This window comes from Arthrobacter sp. NPDC058192 (assembly GCF_042883665.1).
Classification (GTDB): Bacteria; Actinomycetota; Actinomycetes; order Actinomycetales; family Micrococcaceae; genus Arthrobacter.
Map to the genome: position 1 here is coordinate 212,282 of NZ_JBHVVJ010000005.1, position 17,015 is coordinate 229,296.

Consider the following 17,015-nt stretch of genomic DNA (forward strand, 5'->3'; position numbering starts at 1 on the left):
CGCGGCGTCGGTGGTTTGTAGCGGGTTTGTCCATTTTCCTGCAGCAGGCCGCCGGCGCCTTCGCCGTTTAACCCCTTTGTCCTGCCCCCTTGCCGGTTCGGGGTTGCTGCCCAGGTATCTCGCCTCGGTCCCGAGCCCCGCCCCGGGCTTGCCAGCGAACTCACAGCCGATTCCCGCTGCCCGCCCATCTAAGGACATTAACTTAGAAGGTGCCCCTACAGGTGCGAGTGATGATAGCCGGCTCCGCCGGAGCCGGCGGTGCGCCGGGCGTTTGCAGCAGAGTTCCCCCAAGATCTGCTCCAACCGTCCGGCGTTACTCGCTTAAAGACCGACGCCGATACTCCTCAGCTTCCCCTCCAGGAACCGGCGTTCGGCCTCCGACCCGGCCAGCGCGAGCGCCCGCCTGTAGGCGTCCTCAGCTTCCGGAAGGCGGCCGAGGCGAACCAGGAAGTCCGCGCGGACCGCGTGGAAGAGGTAGTAGTTGTCCAGCGGAAGGCCCTCAATGGCGGCCAGGGCGGCAGCAGGCCCGCGCACTTCGGCCAGCGCGACGGCGCGGTTGAGCGCCACCACCGGCCCGGGTGTTACGGCCAGCAGCTGGTCATATAACTGCAGGATCTGCGCCCAGTCGGTGTCCCCGGCTGACGCGGCGTCGCTGTGGACAGCATTGATCGCCGCCTGGAGCTGGTACGGACCCGGACGGTTCCGCCGCAGGCATTGCCGCACCAGCTCCTGGCCTTCTGCGGCCAGGTCACTGTCCCAGTGTCCGCGGTCCTGTGCCGGCAGCAGCACGAGGTCGCCGTCGGGGGTGAAGCGCGCGGCGCGCCGGGACTCGATGAGCAGCATCAGCGCGAGCAGTCCCATGGCCTCCGGCTCGTCGGGCATCAGGGACGTTAGCAGCCTGCCTAGCCGGATGGCTTCCACGCAGAGTTCCGCACGCGCCGGGCTGCCCGGTTCCTCAGGGGTGGCGCCAGGGTTATAGCCTTCGTTGAAGATGAGGTAGACGACCGCCAGCACCGGCTGCAGCCTTGCGGGCAGTTCGGCGCCCCGCGGGACACGGTACGGGATCTTGGCGTCGCGGATCTTGGCCTTGGCCCGGACCAGCCGCTGCGCCATGGTTGGCTCGGGCACCAGAAAGGCACGGGCGACCTCCGCCGTCTGCAATCCGCCCAGAAGCCGCAGCGTCAGCGCCACCTGGGCGGATCTGGCGAGGGCAGGATGGCAGCACGTGAAGATCAGCCGCAGCGTGTCGTCGTCCACCTCGTCCCTGCCTGCCTGTTCCACCAGGACCTGCTCTTCCGCCGCCGGACCGCCGCCGGACCGCGCCGCCGCGAGCAAGGCCGCCTGTGCCTGTTTGTCCTCGCGCGCCGCCTCCCGCCGCAGCCGGTCAATCGCCCGGTGCCGTGCCGTGGTGATAATCCAGCCGACCGGGCTGGGCGGGATTCCTGCCGCGGGCCAATGCTGGACAGCCGCCGCAAACGCGTCCTGCACGGCGTCCTCCGCAATGTCGACGTTCCCGAAGGTGCGGGTCAGGACGGCCACGGCGCGGCCGTATTCGTGCCGGAACACCCGGGCAATTTCCGCATCTGCACCTGCATCTGCATCTGCATCAGCACCGGAATTGCTCACTTCGGACCCACCCGCCCGCCGAGGCTAGTTCTGGAAGGGGGCGTACTTCAACGGGAAGGGTGGTGGCCCCGGCAAGCTTCCGCGCCCAGCCGATGGCCTCGTCCAGATCCCCGGCCTCAATCACCGTGAAGCCGCCAAGGTGCTCTTTACCTTCGGTGAACGGACCGTCGGTGATGAGGATTTCGCCCTCGCTCGGGCGCAGGACTGTGGCGGACTCCGCGGGGTGGAGCCCCGCGGCGAACACCCAAGCCCCGGCCTCCTGCATTTCGAGGTTCAGGGCAGCCAGGTCACGCATGATGGGCTCAAGGAACTCAGGGGCCGGAGCGGGTCCGTCGGGCTGGTAAACGCTGAGCAGGTACTGCGACATTTCGGGTGCCTCCTTGTCGGCTCGGCCGGCGGGGTGCCTGCCTCTCAGCTAATACACGAACAGCATGTGCGTGGATCGACACCGGATCGACGCTCCTGACTCCTGACGGATCGCGCCGCGGGTTCGGGAGCCGCCGGCTCAGGATTCCAGCTGCCGCACAGGTTCCCGCGCCACATGCGGTGCCGGCTGGAGCGGTCCCTCAAAGACCAGCTGGTCCAGGCGGCGCAGGATGAGCCCCTCCCGCAGCGCCCACGGACAGATTTCCATGTTGGTGAACTCGAACATTTCCAGCGCCGCTTCCGCGACCAGGGCGCCGGCGAGGACCTGGCGTGCGCGGGCCTCCGAGACGCCGGGTAGGTGCAGCCTGTCCTGCACCTCCATGGCAGAGATGCGCTGCGTCCAGAGCCCCAGGTCGAGGGACAGCAGTTCCCGCTTGACGTAGGGCCCGGCGGCGCTGGGCGCGGCCCCGGCGATCCTGGCGAGGGACCGGAAGGTCTTGGAGGTGCCGGCCACGAGGTTGGGCCGTCCCAGCTTTTCGAATTTGCGGACGGCGGGTTTGAGCGTGGCGCGGATATAGCGGCGCAGCTCCTTGATGCTCTTGGCCGAGGGCGGGTCCTCGGGCAGCCAGTCGCGTGTGAGCCGGCTGGCACCAAGCGGCACGGACGTCGCCAGTTCGGGCAGTTCATCCTGTCCGAGGGCCATCTCGAAGGAACCGCCGCCGATGTCCAGGTTCAGGATGGGCCCGGCGCCCCAGCCGTACCAGCGCCGGACGGCAAAGAACGTCATGGATGCCTCTTCGCTGCCGGTGAGCTCGCGGAGGGTGATGGTGGTTTCGTGCTTGACGCGGGCCAGGACTTCGGGCCCGTTGGTGGCCTCGCGGATGGCCGAGGTGCAGAACGCGAGGAGGTCGTCGGCTTTGTGTTTGGCCGCGAATTCCCACGCTTCGAGGACGAATTCGACGAGTTCGTGCTGTCCGGCGTCGTTGATGTTGCCGTCGTCGTCGAGGAACTGCACGAGGGACAGCGGCCGTTTATGGGAGGCGAACGGCACCGGCCGGGCGCCGGGGTGGGCGTCCACCAGCAGCAGGTGGACGGTATTGGACCCGATGTCGAGGACGCCTAGACGCATGTTGCCATTATTGCCCTCCGGAAGCGGCTGGTCGAACTGCGACGGCGGCACCCGAGAGTGCCGCCGTCGCAGTTGGGGCTTTACTGTTCCGGGTCCCCGGGCTCATCCGAAGGCTTGAAGTCGCGGCGGATATTGGCCACGCCCTCCGGATCGATTTCAAAGCCGAAGGCCGCCCCGGGGTTGATCACCATGCCGAGCTCGTCGCCGAGGTTGCCCAGGATGGCGGCGCCCTGCGTGCCCAGAACGTTGGGGGCGGCGTCAAGATACTGCCCCGTGACTCGGCTCGGGTGCGAGAAAACGGCCAGGACGGGCTTGCCCGACGAGTTCGCAAGGACCAGCGGCTCCACCTGGGAGTCGGGGCCTTCGAGGACGTCGGAGCTGAGCACGTAGACCTCGTTGTTCAGGAATGCCAGAATCACGTCCACCGGGTTGGCGTCCGGCTGCTCCCCCCGGGCAAGCTGCTCTTCGAGCTCGTTCAGCGGCTGGGTGTCCAGGTGTGCGGGCTGTTCAGTCATGTTCCTACTCGATCACGTTGGGACCGGCTCCGCAATTCCTCACTCCTACCCCAATACCCGAACCGGAGTGATCCGGCAGCGGATTGCTCCGGTTCGGGTAGCCCCCTACTTCTTGGCGGCGGCCTTCCGGGCCGGTGCCTTGCGTGTCGCCGTGCGCTTGACCGGGCCCTTGGCCCGCTTTTCGGCCAGAAGTTCGACGGCGCGGTCGCGGGTCAGCTCCTCGATCGCGGTGCTGCGCGGCACGGTGATGTTGGTGACGCCGTCGGTGATGTACGGGCCGAAGCGGCCTTCCTTCACCACGATGTTCTTCTCCGAGACCGGGTCCGGGCCGAACTCCGCCAACGGCGGCACAGCGGCACGGGCGCCGCGCTGCTTGGGCTGCGAGTAGATCTCCAGCGCCGCCTCGAGCGTGATGGTGAAGATTTCCTCCTCCGAGCCGATCGAGCGGGAGTCCGTGCCCTTTTTCAGGTACGGCCCGAACCGGCCGTTCTGCACCGTGATGGGGTTGCCCTCGGCGTCCTGGCCGAGCACGCGGGGCAGGCTCATGAGCTGCAGCGCCTCGTCCAGGGTGACCGTCTCGACGCTCATGGAGGCGAAGAGCGACCCGGTGCGCGGCTTGGCCTTCACGGGCTTCTTCGGCGGCTTCGGTTTGCCGTTCTTGTAGTACTCCACGGGCTGGCTGGCGAGCTGTTCCTCGGTCATCTCCGGGATGATCTCGGTGACGTAGGCGCCGTAGCGGCCGTTCTTGGCCACGATCGTGTGGCCCGTGTGCGGGTCCGTCCCGAGGACACGTTCTTCCGGGGCCGCGGTTTCCATGAGTTCAACGGCTTTGGCCGCGGTGAGCTCATCCGGCGCAAGGTCCTCGGGGACGTTGGCGCGGGCGGCCTCGACCACTTCCCCGGTCTTGGGGTCGACCGTGGGAACGGAGCTTTCCAGGTAGGGGCCGAACTTGCCGACCCGCAGCGTGATCCCGTCCGTGATCGGCACGGAGTTGATTTCCCGGGCATCGATCTCACCTAGGTTGTTCACGATGCTCAGCAGGCCGGGGTCGGCGTCTTCGCCGAAATAGAAGTGTTTGAGCCAGGCCGGTCCGGCGGCCTCGCCGTTGGCGATCTTGTCCAGGTCCGCTTCCATGTCGGCGGTGAACTCGTAGTCGACGTAGTCCCGGAAATGCTGTTCGAGGAGCCGGACCACGGAAAACGCGATCCAGCTGGGGACCAGTGCGGAGCCCTGCTTCCGGACATAGCCGCGGTCCTGGATCGTGGAGATGGTGGAGGCGTAGGTCGACGGGCGGCCGATGCCCTTCTTTTCCAGCTCCGCGGTCAGCGAGGCTTCCGTGTAGCGCGGCGGCGGCGAGGTCTCATGGCCGACGGCGACGATGTCCGACGCGGTCAGCGAATCGTCCTTGGCCACATTCGGCAGGCGGCGGGCTTCGTCGGTGTCCTCATCGCTGCGGCTTTCGTCCTTGCCCTCTTCATAGGCGGCCAGGAAGCCCGGGAAGGTGATGACGGTTCCGGACGCGGAGAACTCGGCGTCGCGGCCGGCGGCAGCGCCCCCCACGGTCACGGCGCCCAGGCGGATGGTCGCGGTGGAGCCCTTGGCGTCAGCCATCTGCGAGGCGACGGTGCGCTTCCAGATCAGCTCGTAGAGCCGGAATTCGTCACCGGAGAGCTGCTTCGCGACCTGCGCCGGGGTGCGGAAGGAGTCGCCGGCGGGACGGATGGCCTCGTGGGCTTCCTGGGCGTTGGCGGCCTTGCTGCTGTAGACCCGGGGGGCCTGGGGAACGTATTCGGTGCCGTACAGTTCGGAGGCCTGGCGCCGGGCCGCGGTGACGGCCTCGTCACTCAGTGCGGACGAGTCCGTACGCATATAAGTGATGTAGCCGTTTTCGTAGAGCCGCTGGGCCACCTGCATGGTGCTCTTGGAGGAGAAGCGCAGTTTGCGGCCGGCCTCCTGCTGGAGCGTGGAGGTGGTGAACGGCGCCGCCGGACGGCGGGTGTACGGCTTGGTGTCGACCGAGCGGACGCGGAAGTCGGCGGTCTGCAGGCCGGCTGCCAGGGCGGCGGCGAGTTCCTCTTTGAGGTGGACGACATTGCGGGCGGTGAGTTCGCCGTCGTCGTTGAAGTCGCGGCCGCTGGCCACCTTGGCGCCGTCCACAGCGGCGAGTTTCGCTTTGAAGGATCCGGACTCGGCACCGAACTGGCCGGTCAGGTCCCAGTAGGAGGCTGCCTTGAACGCCATGCGCTCACGCTCCCGGTCCACCACCATGCGGGTCACCACGGACTGCACACGGCCGGCCGAAAGCCCGCGGGCCACCTTGCGCCAGAGGACCGGGGAGATTTCGTAGCCGTACAGCCGGTCCAGCACGCGCCGGGTCTCCTGGGCGTCCACGAGGTCCTGGTCTACATCGCGCAGGTTGTCCATGGCGCGGTGGATGGCTTCCTTGGTGATTTCACCGAAGGTCATCCGGTAGACCGGCACCTTGGGCTTGAGGACTTCCAGCAGGTGCCACGCGATGGCCTCGCCCTCGCGGTCCCCATCGGTTGCGAGATAGAGCGCGTCGGCGTCTTTGAGCTGTGCCTTGAGCTCGCCGACCTTTTTCTTCTTGTCCGCGGACACGACGTAGTACGGCTTGAAGTCGTTTTCAATGTCGACGGCGAACTTGCCCAGCGGGGTTTTCTTCAGTTCCGCGGGCAGCTCGGAGGGCTGGGGAAGGTCGCGGATGTGACCGATGGAGGCCTCAACGATGAAGCCCTCGCCCAGGTATTTGGCGATGGTCTTGCTCTTGGCAGGAGACTCCACAATCACGAGTTTCTTGCCGGTCTTGGCCTTGCTTGGCACGGTGCTCCTACAGAAAAAGGTGGCTCGGGCAGATGCGCCCATACCCGCCTAGTTCACCATATTTTGCCGAATCCCGCGCATCCGGCCGGAAATAATCGCCCACTCGAAGGGAATTCCCGCGGCTAAAGTGCAGTTCGCCCGGAGACCTGGCAGCGGACGCCGGACGGCCGCTCGGGTCCGCGCCGCGAGGGTGCTCAGGCCTTTGCGGGGGCCTTGGTGGCAGACCCGGCAGGGGCCGCCATGGACGCCTTTCCGGACGCCTTTTCGGAGGAGGGGCCCCGGTCGTCCGGAATCATCGACCACATGGTGGCGATACGCTCGGCGCCCTCGGGCACGTGGTCCGGGTCCTCGAGTTCGTAGTCCCGCAGGAGGTCGAAAACGCGCCGCGTCAGGTCGGCCCGCTGGTCCGGGGTCAGGTACAGCAGGTTGCTGGCCAGCACCACGGAGGAGGGCCCTTCGGCGGTGTCGCCGGCCTCGCGCCGTTCATTGCGGGCCTTGGCGTATGCCAGGGCGCGGCGGCGGTAGGCGTCGATCTCGAGGTCCAGGACGGCAATCTCCGGGCCGGCCACTCCCCCGAGCGAGTGGATGGTGAAGTCCGTGCCGGCGGCCTTCCAGCGGCGTTCCCGGGCGTCGCCGGCGGTGGGGGCCGGAACGACGATGCCCCACTTCTGCAGGGCCCGGAGGTGGTAGCTCATGGCGCTGGGCGTGAGGCCGGTTTGGGCGGCCAGCTCCGTGGCTGTCCGGCTTGCCTGGGTGGAATACAGTTCGGAAATGACCTCCAGCCGGGCGGCGTGGGCCAGTGCCCGGATCGCCTTCGGGTCGGTGATTTCCACCTGCTTTTCCGGGCGGTGCCGGCGCTTGGCGGCCGGCGGGGCCGCGGGCTCCGCCGGCGGGGTTTCTGCGTTCACTCTTCCAGTGTATCCACCAAACCCAAACTATGAAAGAAATGCTTGACATCCATTCTCCGGCGGGACTAGCTTGCTATTTATGAAACAGACACTTCACAAATTGCCAGCTCCCGCAGCGCCGCGGCCCCTCTGGCGCAACCGCGACTTCCTGATTGCCGGCACCGCCCGGTTCGTCGCGACGGCCGGGACCGGCGCCGTCGTCGTCAGCGTGATGCTGCACCTGCAGAACGCGGCTGCGGCCGGCGGTACCCCCGTCGCCGGTCCCTGGCTTGTGGCCGGCTACCTGCTGTGCTCAGCACTGCCGCTGGTGGTGCTGGCCCCGTGGGCCGGCCGGCTCGCCGACACGCGGGATTCCCGCGCGCTGGCGACGGCGGCCTCGGCGGTCAGCGCCGCCGCGATCGGCGTCATGGGCTTGGCCATGACGTATCTGGACAATTACCTGCCCGTGCTGTTCGCCATGACCTTCCTGCTCGACGCGGCCCAGGCTGTGGCCGGTCCGACCTGGCAGGCCCTGCTGCCCCGGATCGTTGGCGAGGAGCGCACGCCGCGGGCGATGGGGACCATGCAGGCGACCATCATGATTGCGGGCATGGCCGGACCCGCCGCGGGCGGCCTGCTCAGTGGTTGGGGCGGGGCCGGGCTGGTGTTTGCCGTGGCCAGCGGCTGCTACGTCGCCCTGGGGCTGGGTGCCCTGCTGATCCGGACCCGCCGCGGCACGGTAGCCGAGCGGGCCGGCCGGGCGAAACCCGCGCTGCTCGACGGACTGCGGCTGATCCGCCGGGACAGCCTCGTCTGGGCCCTGGTGCTCGGCGCGATGTTCTTCATCATTGTTGGCGAGGCAACGAATGTTCTTGAGGTGTTCCTGGCCCGCGACGCCCTCGGCGCTACCGAAATGCAGTACGGCCTGCTGACCGCAGCGTTCGGCCTCGGCATGGCGGCGGGGGCAGGGATGGCCGGCAGCATCAAGGCGCCGGCGGCGCGGCTGCGCGCGCTGCTGTGCTCCATGATCGTGGCTTCGGTGATGCTGATCGTCATGGGGATGGTCCCCAGCGTGGAGCTGCTCTTTGTGGCGTACACGGCGATGGGAACGGCCTGCGGCGTCCTGAACGCCTGCTTCGGGGCGATCGCGATCCTGCGGATCCCGGAAAGCGGGCGGGGCCAGGCCATGGCCATCGTCGGCGGGCTGACGCGCGCCGTGTCCATTGCCGCGCTGGCCCTGGGCGGCCTCCTGGGCGCACTCCTGCCGGTGCGTGCCAGCTTCTGGCTCACGGGGGCAGCCAGCGTGCTGGTGGCCCTCGCCCTTACGGCGTACGTTCTGCCCCGCTTCGGCCGGGAGGAATCCGGCGCCGGCGCCGCGGCCGCCCTCGGCTCAGGCGGGCAGCAGGAAGCCGTCGCGCACCAGGTTCCCGGCTTCGGCCAGCAGCCCGGCCTGGAACTTCGCGCCGTCAAACCCCTCGTAGCCGCCCAGCAGGGCCTCGAGGGCACCGATGATCTGCCCGACGGACAGGTCGCCGTCGCACGCTGAGACGAAGCCGGCCAGCTCGGTGCTGAGCAGGTTGGTACGGCGCAGCCCGGCGCCCTGCCGCAGCAGGATCACGCCCGGGTGCTCGGCACCCGGGCGCTGGTGGCGCTCTTCCGTGACATCCTCCGCGACCAGAAGGTGGGCGGCCTCCAGATCATGGGCGGCCAGCCAGTCGGCACGTTCGACGGCGGCGCCCAGGTGCGGCCCGACCGGCTGCTCGATGGGGTAGGTGATCTCCTCGAAACGGGAAAGCACCTGCCCCGAGTCCTCGGCCGGCCGGCGCAGCCAGATCATGCCGAAACCGATCCCGGCCACATTGCGCGCCGCGAAGTCATCGAGGTAGGCCGCGTACGAGTCCTGATAGAGCTTGCGGTCGCGGTTCTCGGAGGCGTCCTGCAGCCAGGTCTCGGCATACTGCTCCGGCCCCACCTGCTCGCGCTGGATAAACCACACATCGGCGGCCGGGCTGGCCCAGCTTCGGGGCCGTTCGTCCCAGCCGGCGCCCGCGGTGATCTCCCAGTTGCCGAGAAGCTGGGCCGTTCCCGCCGGGGCAAGGACGGAGGGCAGGTCGCGGACCAGCGACGAGACGATGTCGTCCCCCGCCAGGCCGCCGTCGCGGTAGGTGAACTGGTCCGTGGCGGTCTCGCCGAGGCTGCGGGGAGTGATGACGAACGGCGGGTTGGACACGACCAGTTCGAACTCCTCCCCCGCGACGGGCTCCAGCAAGGATCCGAGCCTCAGGCTGACCCGCGCGTCAAGGTCGGCCGGGTCCACGTGCAGCTCGGCGGCGTTGAGCAGCAGGTTGAAGCGGGTGAAGGCCAGGGCGCGTTCGGAGATGTCCGTGGCGGTCACGTGCTCCGCATGGTGCAGCAGGTGAAAGGTCTGGATGCCGCAGCCCGTCCCCAGGTCGAGGGCCCTGGCCACATGCCGGCGGGCGGTCACCTGGACCAGGGTGGTGGAGGCCTGGCCGATCCCCAGGACGTGGTCGTGACGGAGGACACCGGCACGCTGGTGGGCCGCGAGGTCGCTGGCTACCCAGAGGTCCGCCCCGCCGCGCGCCACCCCATCGTCGCCCTGGATGGGATCCCAGCCATACGGCCGCAGATCCACCTTCGCCTGGACCAGGTCCGCGTCCGACGGTTCCACGAGCCCGAGTTCCAGAAGCCCGGCCGTGCGGATGCCGGGCAGGGCGGCGTCGAGAGTCTCCGCGCGCTGCGGCTCGGCCAGGAGCCAGAGACGCACGACGGCGGCGAGCGCCGCCGTCGCCGGCTCGCCGGAGGCACGGCGGGTGACGATCAGCGCCGGGATGAGCTGGTCCCGGCTGAGGGCCTCATGCGCCGCTTCGCCGAGCAGCTCCGCGACGCCGTCCACGGTGTAGCCAAGGGCCCGCAGGTCACCGGCCAGCGCCTTGAGGAGCCCGGGCAGGTCGGTCCGCGGAGCCTCCGGCGTGTTGCCGGCGGTGAACGGCGCCCGGGTCGCGGCGGCCTGGGTTGAGGGGGCCAGGGTCGAGGGGGCCTGCCCTGTGGGGGCCGGCGTGGCGGGGCTTTGCGCTGAGGAAGTCACCGGACAAGTTTAGTCCCGGACCAGCGTGGGTCCCCCCGTCAACGCCAGTCCGGCTAGAGCTGAGCCTCCGCATAGATCCGCAGGGCATCCCGGACAAAGGCGGCGCCCGCGGCGCCCCCGTAATTCGCGGCGAACCGGGGATCAGCCACATACATCTCGCCGAGGCCTGTCACGTACCCCTTCATCTCCGAGGCGGCGTCTGCACTGGTGGTTGTGCTTCTGTCTGTACTGGGGGTTGCGCTGCGCGCCGCCGGGGTCCCGGGGATGGCCCTCAGCCATTCGACGTGACGCCGTGCCAGCTCTTGGGCCGGCGCACTGCCAGCCGGGATGCCTGACTGTGCCGCGGCCGTCCAGTCCGCGCCGAGCTGCCGGGACTTTTCCGCCCACGCCGTCTTCTCCTCGGTCCCCATGCCGCGCCACCAGGCGTCCCCGGCCGCATACGCGTCCTTGCCCCACCGCTGCTGGACTTCCTCCCGGTACCGGGTGTGGTCAAAGCCGTCAAACATTTTCTCCGCCATGATTTTTTCTCCCTCTTGCAATGCCCCAATGGTGTGCCGGACCGCAGCGATCTGCCTGCCCAGCCTGTCCTGTTCCTGCTGCAGCCATTCCAGATGAAGGCCAAGTGCGTGCTCCGCGTCCGCCCCGTTGCCGAGTACGTCCGCGATCGCGGGCAGCCCCAGCCCCAAGTCGCGCAGGAGCAGAATGCGCTGCAGGCGCACCAGCGCATCCTGGCCGTAGTACCGGTAGCCGTTGTTGCCGGTCCTGCTGGGCTTGAGCAGGCCGATGTCGTCATAGTGGCGCAGGGTCCGGCTCGTGGTGCCCGCCAAAGTGGCAATCTGTTGAACAGACCAATCCATCGCTCCGCCTTCCGTCCCTTCCGGCCAACCGGCTGCCGGCCACCGGCCGCCGGCGCCGCTGCCCTGCGCCGCCGACCGGCCGCTGTCGGCCCGTCGCTTTGACTTTAAACTTTGACGCAGCGTCAAAGTCAAGAGATCGCTGAAGTAAGCACCGGAAGGGACCGCGCGGCAGGACGTGACCTACGCAAGACGGTAGGTTGGAGGCATGGTTTTCCCCTCCTCCGCAACGCCGGGACCGCGTCAGGGCCGAGCTCCGCGGCTCCGGCGGATCCTTACGGGCGCGACCGCCGCCGCCGTCGGTCTGGCCGCCGCGGCATGTTCCCCGGCCCCGTCTGTCGAGAACGCCGATGTCCCGGCGTGGAAGTCCACGGCCCTGCCCACTGCCACCGGTGTTGTGCTGGAGGACGCGGGCAAGATCCTCAACCGGGACGCGATCGTCCGGGCGGCTCCCGCGGTGCCCGCCGGCACCTACACCCTGACCATGACCTGCGACGGGGGCGGTAAGGCGTTCTTTACTGTCAGCCTGGAAGGCAAAGACCTGGCCGAAGCGGGCGCCGCCTGCAACGGCAGCCGCGAAACCGCCCGCATCAAGATACCCGCCGCGGGCGAGGTCAAGGTCAGCACGTCCAGCGTGGATGCGCCGCTGCTCTACGCCTACCATCTCGCTGCTGCCGGATAGGCCCCATCACCGCCGGGACCTGCTTCTGGATCGACGGGCAGGACCGCCGGACCGCGGAACCTTTAGCCTCTGGTTTAGCCTCTGGCGCAGGACAACTGACGGCCTTAATCTCAGGGTATGAGAACAGCGTCGGCGAGCACGATGCCGCGACGACACACCCCGGCTGCCGCCGCGGTGCTTGCAGCTGCGCTGTGCCTCGGAACTGTCCTCTCCGGCTGCGAGTACGAATACGGCGCCGACCACTGGGACGACGAGTCGCCCACCGTTGCCGCCTCGCCCACGGGGGGCGCCCTCCCACAGGACCCCCATGCAAACGAGCCGGTGTCGGGCGAAGAGCTGGACGACTGGGCCGACGAGGTGCTGCCCAACGAGGAAGGGCACGTGCTGCACAAAAGCTTCGGCTCCGTAAATGCCGGTGAGACCCACGCCGACTCGACCACGCAGCTGCCTGTCGGCACCTATTCCCTGACGCTGGCGTGCAGGAGCCGGGGCCGGGTGTCCTACACCGTCCGTGACGCAAAAGAGTCGTTGATAGACCTGAGCCTGCGCTGCGGGACATCGCGGGTCAGCGTCGTCCAGCTGTCCGCGCCCACTGCGCTGTCCATCCACGTCGGCGGACGGGCGGCGGCCAACTTCGCCTACCAGGTGACCCGGATCTGACTGCCCGCCCCGCTCAGGCGGCGCAGCCGTCCGGGCACCGCAGGGTTTCCGGACTGGCGGCGCATCCGGCGCAATAGAGCGTGAGTGTCCGGCAGCTCGGGTTGGAACAGTTTTCGAACTTGCTCGTGGGGGCGGAGCAGCGGACGCATTCGCCGATCGTCTTGGCGTCCTCGCTGAACTCCAGGTGCATCCGCTTGTCGAACACGTAGAGCGAACCTTCCCACAAGCCCTGGTCCTTGAACGTCTCGCCATAGCGGACGATGCCGCCGTCGAGCTGGTAGACCTCTTTGAACCCGCGGTTCACCATCAGGCTCGACAGCACCTCGCAACGGATGCCCCCGGTGCAGTAAGTGACAACGGGCTTGTCCTTGAGGGCATCGTATTTGCCCGAGTCGAGCTCTTTGATGAAGTCGTGGGTTGTGGCGACATCAGGGACCACGGCGTCCTTGAACTTTCCGATCTGAGCCTCGAAGCCGTTGCGTCCGTCGAAGAACACGACATCGTCGCCTTCCTCTTTCTTGGCCGCAATGAGCTCGTGCAGTTCCTCGGGTTTGAGGTGCGTGCCGCCGCCGACTACCCCGCCGGCGTCGACCTTGAGTTCGCCCGGCGCGCCGAAGGACACGATCTCGTCCCGCACCTTAACGCTGAGCCGCGGGAAGTCTGCCGCACCGCCGTCGGACCATTTCACGTCGATGCCGTGGAAGCCCCTGTACTCGCGGGTGGTCTTGACGTACTGCTTGACGGCGCTGAGTTCACCGCCCACCGTGGCGTTGATACCGTCCTTGGAGATGATGATGCGGCCGGTCAGGCCGAGCTTTTCGCACAGCGCGCGCTGCCAGAGCCGGACGGCGTCCGGGTCGGCGAGGGGGGTGAATCCGTAAAAGAGCACAATCCTGTTCAAAGCCACACTTTTAAGGGTACCGGCTGGGGCGGAGGGCGCAGCGACAATCACAATTGGATAAGCAAGCGCTCTTCCCGGGCCCGCCCTCTGTTGCTTGCGGCACGGCTGGAATACGCTCATCACATGAGTCTTGACGCCATGGTTGAAGACACCACGCACCTGCTGGGCATCTGGGTTGCCGGATGGGCTGCCTGTCGCGGATATGAGACGCGTAAAGAGGGACGGTTTCCCGCGGCCCTTCGCGCGGACACCACCGGCGAATGGGAATATTTCGCCTTCGACCCGTCCGAGTCGGAGTTCGCCGATTTGGCGGCAAAGACGGCCGAAGTGCCCGCCAGGGTCCTCACCATCCTCACCAACGATGTGGGCCGCTACACGTTTTTGGGCCAGCAGAATGGCCTGCACACCACGTCGGCTTCCCAGACCATGATGATCGTGGACATGGAGACCCAGGATTCGGAAGATCCCTGGCTGTCCGACGACGACCTCAGGCTGGAGACGTCCCGGAACGGCGGCGTCCACCACGCTGTGGTCCGCGCGGGTGAAGAGACCGCCGCGAGCGGGCGCGTGTTTGTCGTGGGGCATACCGCGATCTTCGACAAGATCGTGACGTCGCCGACCTACCAGCGGCGGGGGCTGGGCAGCTTCATCATGAAGGCCCTGGCGGCCCAGGCCTTCGAACACGACGTCGACTCCGGGCTGCTGCTCGCCTCGTTGGACGGTCAAAAGCTCTATTCGCACCTCGGCTGGCGCACGGTCTGCCACGTGCTGATGCTCTCGACGTCGGACGAAGGAGCAGATCTGTCCGTCGGCTGAAATTTGACGGCCGAGACTCAACAGCTGGCCGGGCTCCCGCGTCCAGGTGGCGCCGCATGCGGGTCCGTGCTGCCGCCCTGCCAAGGGGGACGGGCAAGTGCGGGCTTCCTGGCTCACTTGCTGCCGGCGGCGGTCGATTTGAGGCCGGATGAAAGAATGTAGGGGTGAACCCGCATGAGTCCCTGATTCCGATGCTGGGCCGAGGCCCGGACCCGGAACAGCTGCGCCATGTGCGAACAATCCCCGCCCGCCGGGCCGTGAATTCGCCGTGGCCGGAGTGGGTCCACCCCGATCTTGTGAACGCGTACGGTTCCCTGGGCATCCACGAGCCCTACCGTCACCAGGTCCAGGCCGCCGAACTGGCCCACACCGGAAAGCACGTGGTCGTTGCTACCGGCACGGCGTCCGGCAAGTCCCTGGCGTATCAGCTGCCCTCCCTGGACGCGATCCACCGTTCCGAACTCAGGGTCCTGGCCGATCCCGGCAAGATCCACGACGACGGCGCCGTGACCCTCTACCTGTCCCCCACCAAGGCCTTGGCCGCCGACCAGCTGGCAGCGATCCGGGCCTTGAAGCTGCCCACCGTCCGCGCCGAAACCTACGACGGCGACACCGATCCGGCTTCCCGGCGCTGGATCCGGGACCATGCGAACTTCATCCTCGCCAATCCCGACATGCTGCACTTCGGAATCCTCCCCAACCACGCCTGGTGGGCCCGCTTTTTCAGGCGCCTTCGCTATGTGATCGTCGACGAGGCCCACAGCTACCGCGGCGTGTTCGGATCCCACGTGGCCAACCTGATGCGCCGGCTGCGACGCATCTGCGCCTACTACAGCCCCAGCGGTTCGCATCATGGCCCCGTGTTCATCGCGGCGTCCGCCACGTCCTCCGAGCCCGGGACGTCCTTCGGCAGGCTCATCGGCGCGCCAGTCCGTGCTGTCACCGAGGACAGCTCGCCCCACGGATCCACCACCGTGGCTTTCTGGGAGCCGGCCTTGACCGAAGTCCGCGGCGAAAACGGTGCCAAGGAGCGCCGCACCGCCGTTGCGGAGACCGCGGATCTGCTGGCCAATCTGGTGTCCTCCCGGACCCGGACCATTGCCTTCATCAAATCCCGACGCGGGGCCGAGACCATTTCCTCGATCGCCAAGCGGCTCCTCGACGAGGTGGACCCCAGCCTGCCCCAGCGCGTAGCCGCCTACCGCTCGGGCTATTTGCCCGAAGAGCGGCGGGCGCTGGAAAAGTCGCTGCGCTCGGGTGAGCTGCTGGGTGTTTCGAGCACATCCGCGCTGGAGCTGGGCATCGACATTTCCGGTCTCGACGCCGTGCTGGTCGCCGGCTGGCCCGGCACCCGCGCCTCGATGTTCCAGCAAATCGGCCGTGCTGGCCGGGCCGGCCAGGACGCGATCGCGGCCTTCGTGGCCAGCGACGACCCGCTGGACACGTATCTGGTGAACCACCCCGAGGCGATCTTCGACGTCTCGGTGGAAGCCACCGTCTTCGATCCCTCCAATCCGTATGTCCTGGGCCCGCATCTCTGCGCCGCCGCCGCGGAACTCCCCCTGGGGTTCTCCGAACTGGGGCTTTTCGGAGCAACCTCCGAAAAGCTGCTGGACCGCTTGGTCGCGCAGGGCTACCTTCGCAAGCGGCCGGCCGGCTGGTTTTGGACCCACCCGCAGAGCGCCGCCGGCATGGTGAACCTGCGGGCGGACGGCGGGGGCCCGGTGAGCATCGTCGATGCCGACACGGGCTCCCTGCTCGGCACGATGGATTCACCCCAGACCCATTACCAGGCTCACACCGGCGCCGTGTACGTCCATCAGGGTGACAGCTACGTCGTGGAGGATCTCAATGAGGGTGACCACTGTGTGATGGTCCGCCGGGCGAATCCCGACTACTACACCACCGCCCGCGACGTGACCCAGATCGAGGTCCTTGAAACGGAGCGCACCACCGAGTGGGGCGGCGTGGCCGTGCATTTCGGTGATGTGAAAGTAACAACCCAAGTGGTCTCCTTCCAGCGCAAGGCACTGATTTCGAACGAGATCCTCGGCGAGGAACCCTTGGAGCTGGGCGCCCGGGACCTTTTCACCAAGGCAGTCTGGTTTGTCGTGGACAACCCCGCACTGACGGGCGCGGGACTGATCGAGGCGCAGTTCCCCGGCGCCCTGCACGCTGCCGAACACGCGGCCATCGGTCTCCTGCCGCTGGTGGCTTCCAGCGACCGATGGGATATCGGTGGGGTGTCCACGGCCATTCACGCCGACACCGGAGTGCCCACTATCTTCGTCTACGACGGCCATCCCGGCGGGGCCGGCTTCGCCGAACGCGGGTACGACAAGGCCCGGGTGTGGCTGACCGCCACGCGGAACGCCATCAAGGCCTGCGAGTGCGAATCCGGCTGCCCGTCCTGTGTCCAGTCACCCAAGTGCGGCAACAAAAACAACCCGCTCGAAAAGGACGCGGCTGTCACCCTGATCGACGTACTGCTCCAGGACGCCACCGACTTCATGGCCACCGACAACCCCGCCACAGCGGCCGAGGCCGGGACACCGGGAGGAAACCCGGCCGAGCCGCTCCGCACCTGAAGGCACCTTAGCGCTGCAGGTGGTAGGGCCGTGGCTCGCCCGGA

13 protein-coding genes and 1 pseudogene are annotated in these 17,015 nt (G+C 67.8%); 5 read left to right on the forward strand and 9 right to left on the reverse strand.

All coding sequences use genetic code 11. The features are described 5' to 3' along the window. Nucleotides 1-321: 321 nt before the first annotated feature. From ACFVVK_RS07415 to ACFVVK_RS07440, 6 genes are all read right to left on the reverse strand, one after another. Nucleotides 322-1,626 carry an RNA polymerase sigma factor gene (locus tag ACFVVK_RS07415; RefSeq protein WP_390265501.1) on the reverse strand — a complete coding sequence of 435 codons (1,305 nt, stop codon included), beginning with the start codon at nt 1,624-1,626 and terminating at the stop codon, nt 322-324. Further along, the gene (locus ACFVVK_RS07420) at nt 1,607-1,993 is read right to left on the reverse strand and encodes a YciI family protein (RefSeq protein ID WP_390265503.1); all 387 of its coding nucleotides are present in this window, start codon (nt 1,991-1,993) and stop codon (nt 1,607-1,609) included. The genes ACFVVK_RS07415 and ACFVVK_RS07420 overlap by 20 nt, the downstream gene beginning before the upstream one ends. A gap of 138 nt (nt 1,994-2,131) precedes the next feature. Next, nucleotides 2,132-3,121, reverse strand: coding sequence for a Ppx/GppA phosphatase family protein (locus ACFVVK_RS07425; protein ID WP_390265505.1), 990 nt, complete (start codon nt 3,119-3,121; stop codon nt 2,132-2,134). A gap of 80 nt (nt 3,122-3,201) precedes the next feature. Next, on the reverse strand, nt 3,202-3,636 hold the full coding sequence (locus ACFVVK_RS07430) for an SseB family protein (RefSeq protein WP_390265507.1): 435 nt from the start codon (nt 3,634-3,636) through the stop codon (nt 3,202-3,204). Between the two features lie 105 nt (nt 3,637-3,741). After that, nucleotides 3,742-6,477 carry a type I DNA topoisomerase gene (topA, locus tag ACFVVK_RS07435; protein ID WP_390265509.1) on the reverse strand — a complete coding sequence of 912 codons (2,736 nt, stop codon included), beginning with the start codon at nt 6,475-6,477 and terminating at the stop codon, nt 3,742-3,744. Nucleotides 6,478-6,671: 194 nt separating this feature from the next. Continuing rightward, nucleotides 6,672-7,385, reverse strand: coding sequence for an ArsR/SmtB family transcription factor (locus ACFVVK_RS07440; RefSeq protein ID WP_390265511.1), 714 nt, complete (start codon nt 7,383-7,385; stop codon nt 6,672-6,674). Between the two features lie 79 nt (nt 7,386-7,464). Between ACFVVK_RS07440 and ACFVVK_RS07445 the strand changes: the two are divergent. Continuing rightward, nucleotides 7,465-8,715 (forward strand): annotated as a pseudogene (locus ACFVVK_RS07445) (MFS transporter); the annotation flags it as partial. Between the two features lie 39 nt (nt 8,716-8,754). On the opposite strand, the gene ACFVVK_RS07450 reads toward ACFVVK_RS07445, so the two are convergent. Together ACFVVK_RS07450 and ACFVVK_RS07455 are read right to left on the reverse strand one after the other, a co-directional pair. Continuing rightward, nucleotides 8,755-10,410, reverse strand: coding sequence for a methyltransferase (locus ACFVVK_RS07450; protein ID WP_390265627.1), 1,656 nt, complete (start codon nt 10,408-10,410; stop codon nt 8,755-8,757). Nucleotides 10,411-10,523: 113 nt separating this feature from the next. Further along, nucleotides 10,524-11,327 carry a MerR family transcriptional regulator gene (locus ACFVVK_RS07455; RefSeq protein ID WP_390265513.1) on the reverse strand — a complete coding sequence of 268 codons (804 nt, stop codon included), beginning with the start codon at nt 11,325-11,327 and terminating at the stop codon, nt 10,524-10,526. A gap of 205 nt (nt 11,328-11,532) precedes the next feature. On the opposite strand from ACFVVK_RS07455, the gene ACFVVK_RS07460 reads away from it, so the two are divergent. Both ACFVVK_RS07460 and ACFVVK_RS07465 read left to right on the forward strand, forming a co-directional pair. Beyond that, nucleotides 11,533-12,006 (forward strand): hypothetical protein, encoded by a 474-nt coding sequence (locus tag ACFVVK_RS07460; RefSeq protein WP_390265515.1) that lies wholly within the window; start codon nt 11,533-11,535, stop codon nt 12,004-12,006. 117 nt (nt 12,007-12,123) lie between these two features. Continuing rightward, nucleotides 12,124-12,666 carry a hypothetical protein gene (locus ACFVVK_RS07465; RefSeq protein ID WP_390265517.1) on the forward strand — a complete coding sequence of 181 codons (543 nt, stop codon included), beginning with the start codon at nt 12,124-12,126 and terminating at the stop codon, nt 12,664-12,666. A gap of 13 nt (nt 12,667-12,679) precedes the next feature. On the opposite strand, the gene ACFVVK_RS07470 is transcribed toward ACFVVK_RS07465, so the two are convergent. Beyond that, nucleotides 12,680-13,573, reverse strand: a complete 894-nt coding sequence (locus tag ACFVVK_RS07470; protein ID WP_390265519.1) for a rhodanese-related sulfurtransferase — start codon at nt 13,571-13,573, stop codon at nt 12,680-12,682. A 117-nt stretch (nt 13,574-13,690) separates the two neighbouring features. On the opposite strand from ACFVVK_RS07470, the gene ACFVVK_RS07475 reads away from it, so the two are divergent. Continuing rightward, the gene (locus ACFVVK_RS07475; RefSeq protein ID WP_390265521.1) at nt 13,691-14,383 is read left to right on the forward strand and encodes a GNAT family N-acetyltransferase; all 693 of its coding nucleotides are present in this window, start codon (nt 13,691-13,693) and stop codon (nt 14,381-14,383) included. Nucleotides 14,384-14,547: 164 nt separating this feature from the next. Beyond that, a complete protein-coding gene (locus tag ACFVVK_RS07480; RefSeq protein WP_390265523.1) occupies nt 14,548-16,971 on the forward strand; it encodes a DEAD/DEAH box helicase in 2,424 nt (807 codons plus the stop codon). The last annotated feature ends 44 nt before the right edge of the window (nt 16,972-17,015 follow it).

Coding starts and splice junctions, on each gene's coding strand:
- ACFVVK_RS07430 (WP_390265507.1), bottom strand. CDS start 3,636: ATGACTGAACAGCCCGCACACCTGGACACCCAGCCGCTGAACGAGCTC.
- ACFVVK_RS07460 (WP_390265515.1), top strand. CDS start 11,533: ATGGTTTTCCCCTCCTCCGCAACGCCGGGACCGCGTCAGGGCCGAGCT.
- ACFVVK_RS07465 (WP_390265517.1), top strand. CDS start 12,124: ATGAGAACAGCGTCGGCGAGCACGATGCCGCGACGACACACCCCGGCT.
- ACFVVK_RS07455 (WP_390265513.1), bottom strand. CDS start 11,327: ATGGATTGGTCTGTTCAACAGATTGCCACTTTGGCGGGCACCACGAGC.
- ACFVVK_RS07420 (WP_390265503.1), bottom strand. CDS start 1,993: ATGTCGCAGTACCTGCTCAGCGTTTACCAGCCCGACGGACCCGCTCCG.
- ACFVVK_RS07475 (WP_390265521.1), top strand. CDS start 13,691: ATGAGTCTTGACGCCATGGTTGAAGACACCACGCACCTGCTGGGCATC.
- ACFVVK_RS07425 (WP_390265505.1), bottom strand. CDS start 3,121: ATGCGTCTAGGCGTCCTCGACATCGGGTCCAATACCGTCCACCTGCTG.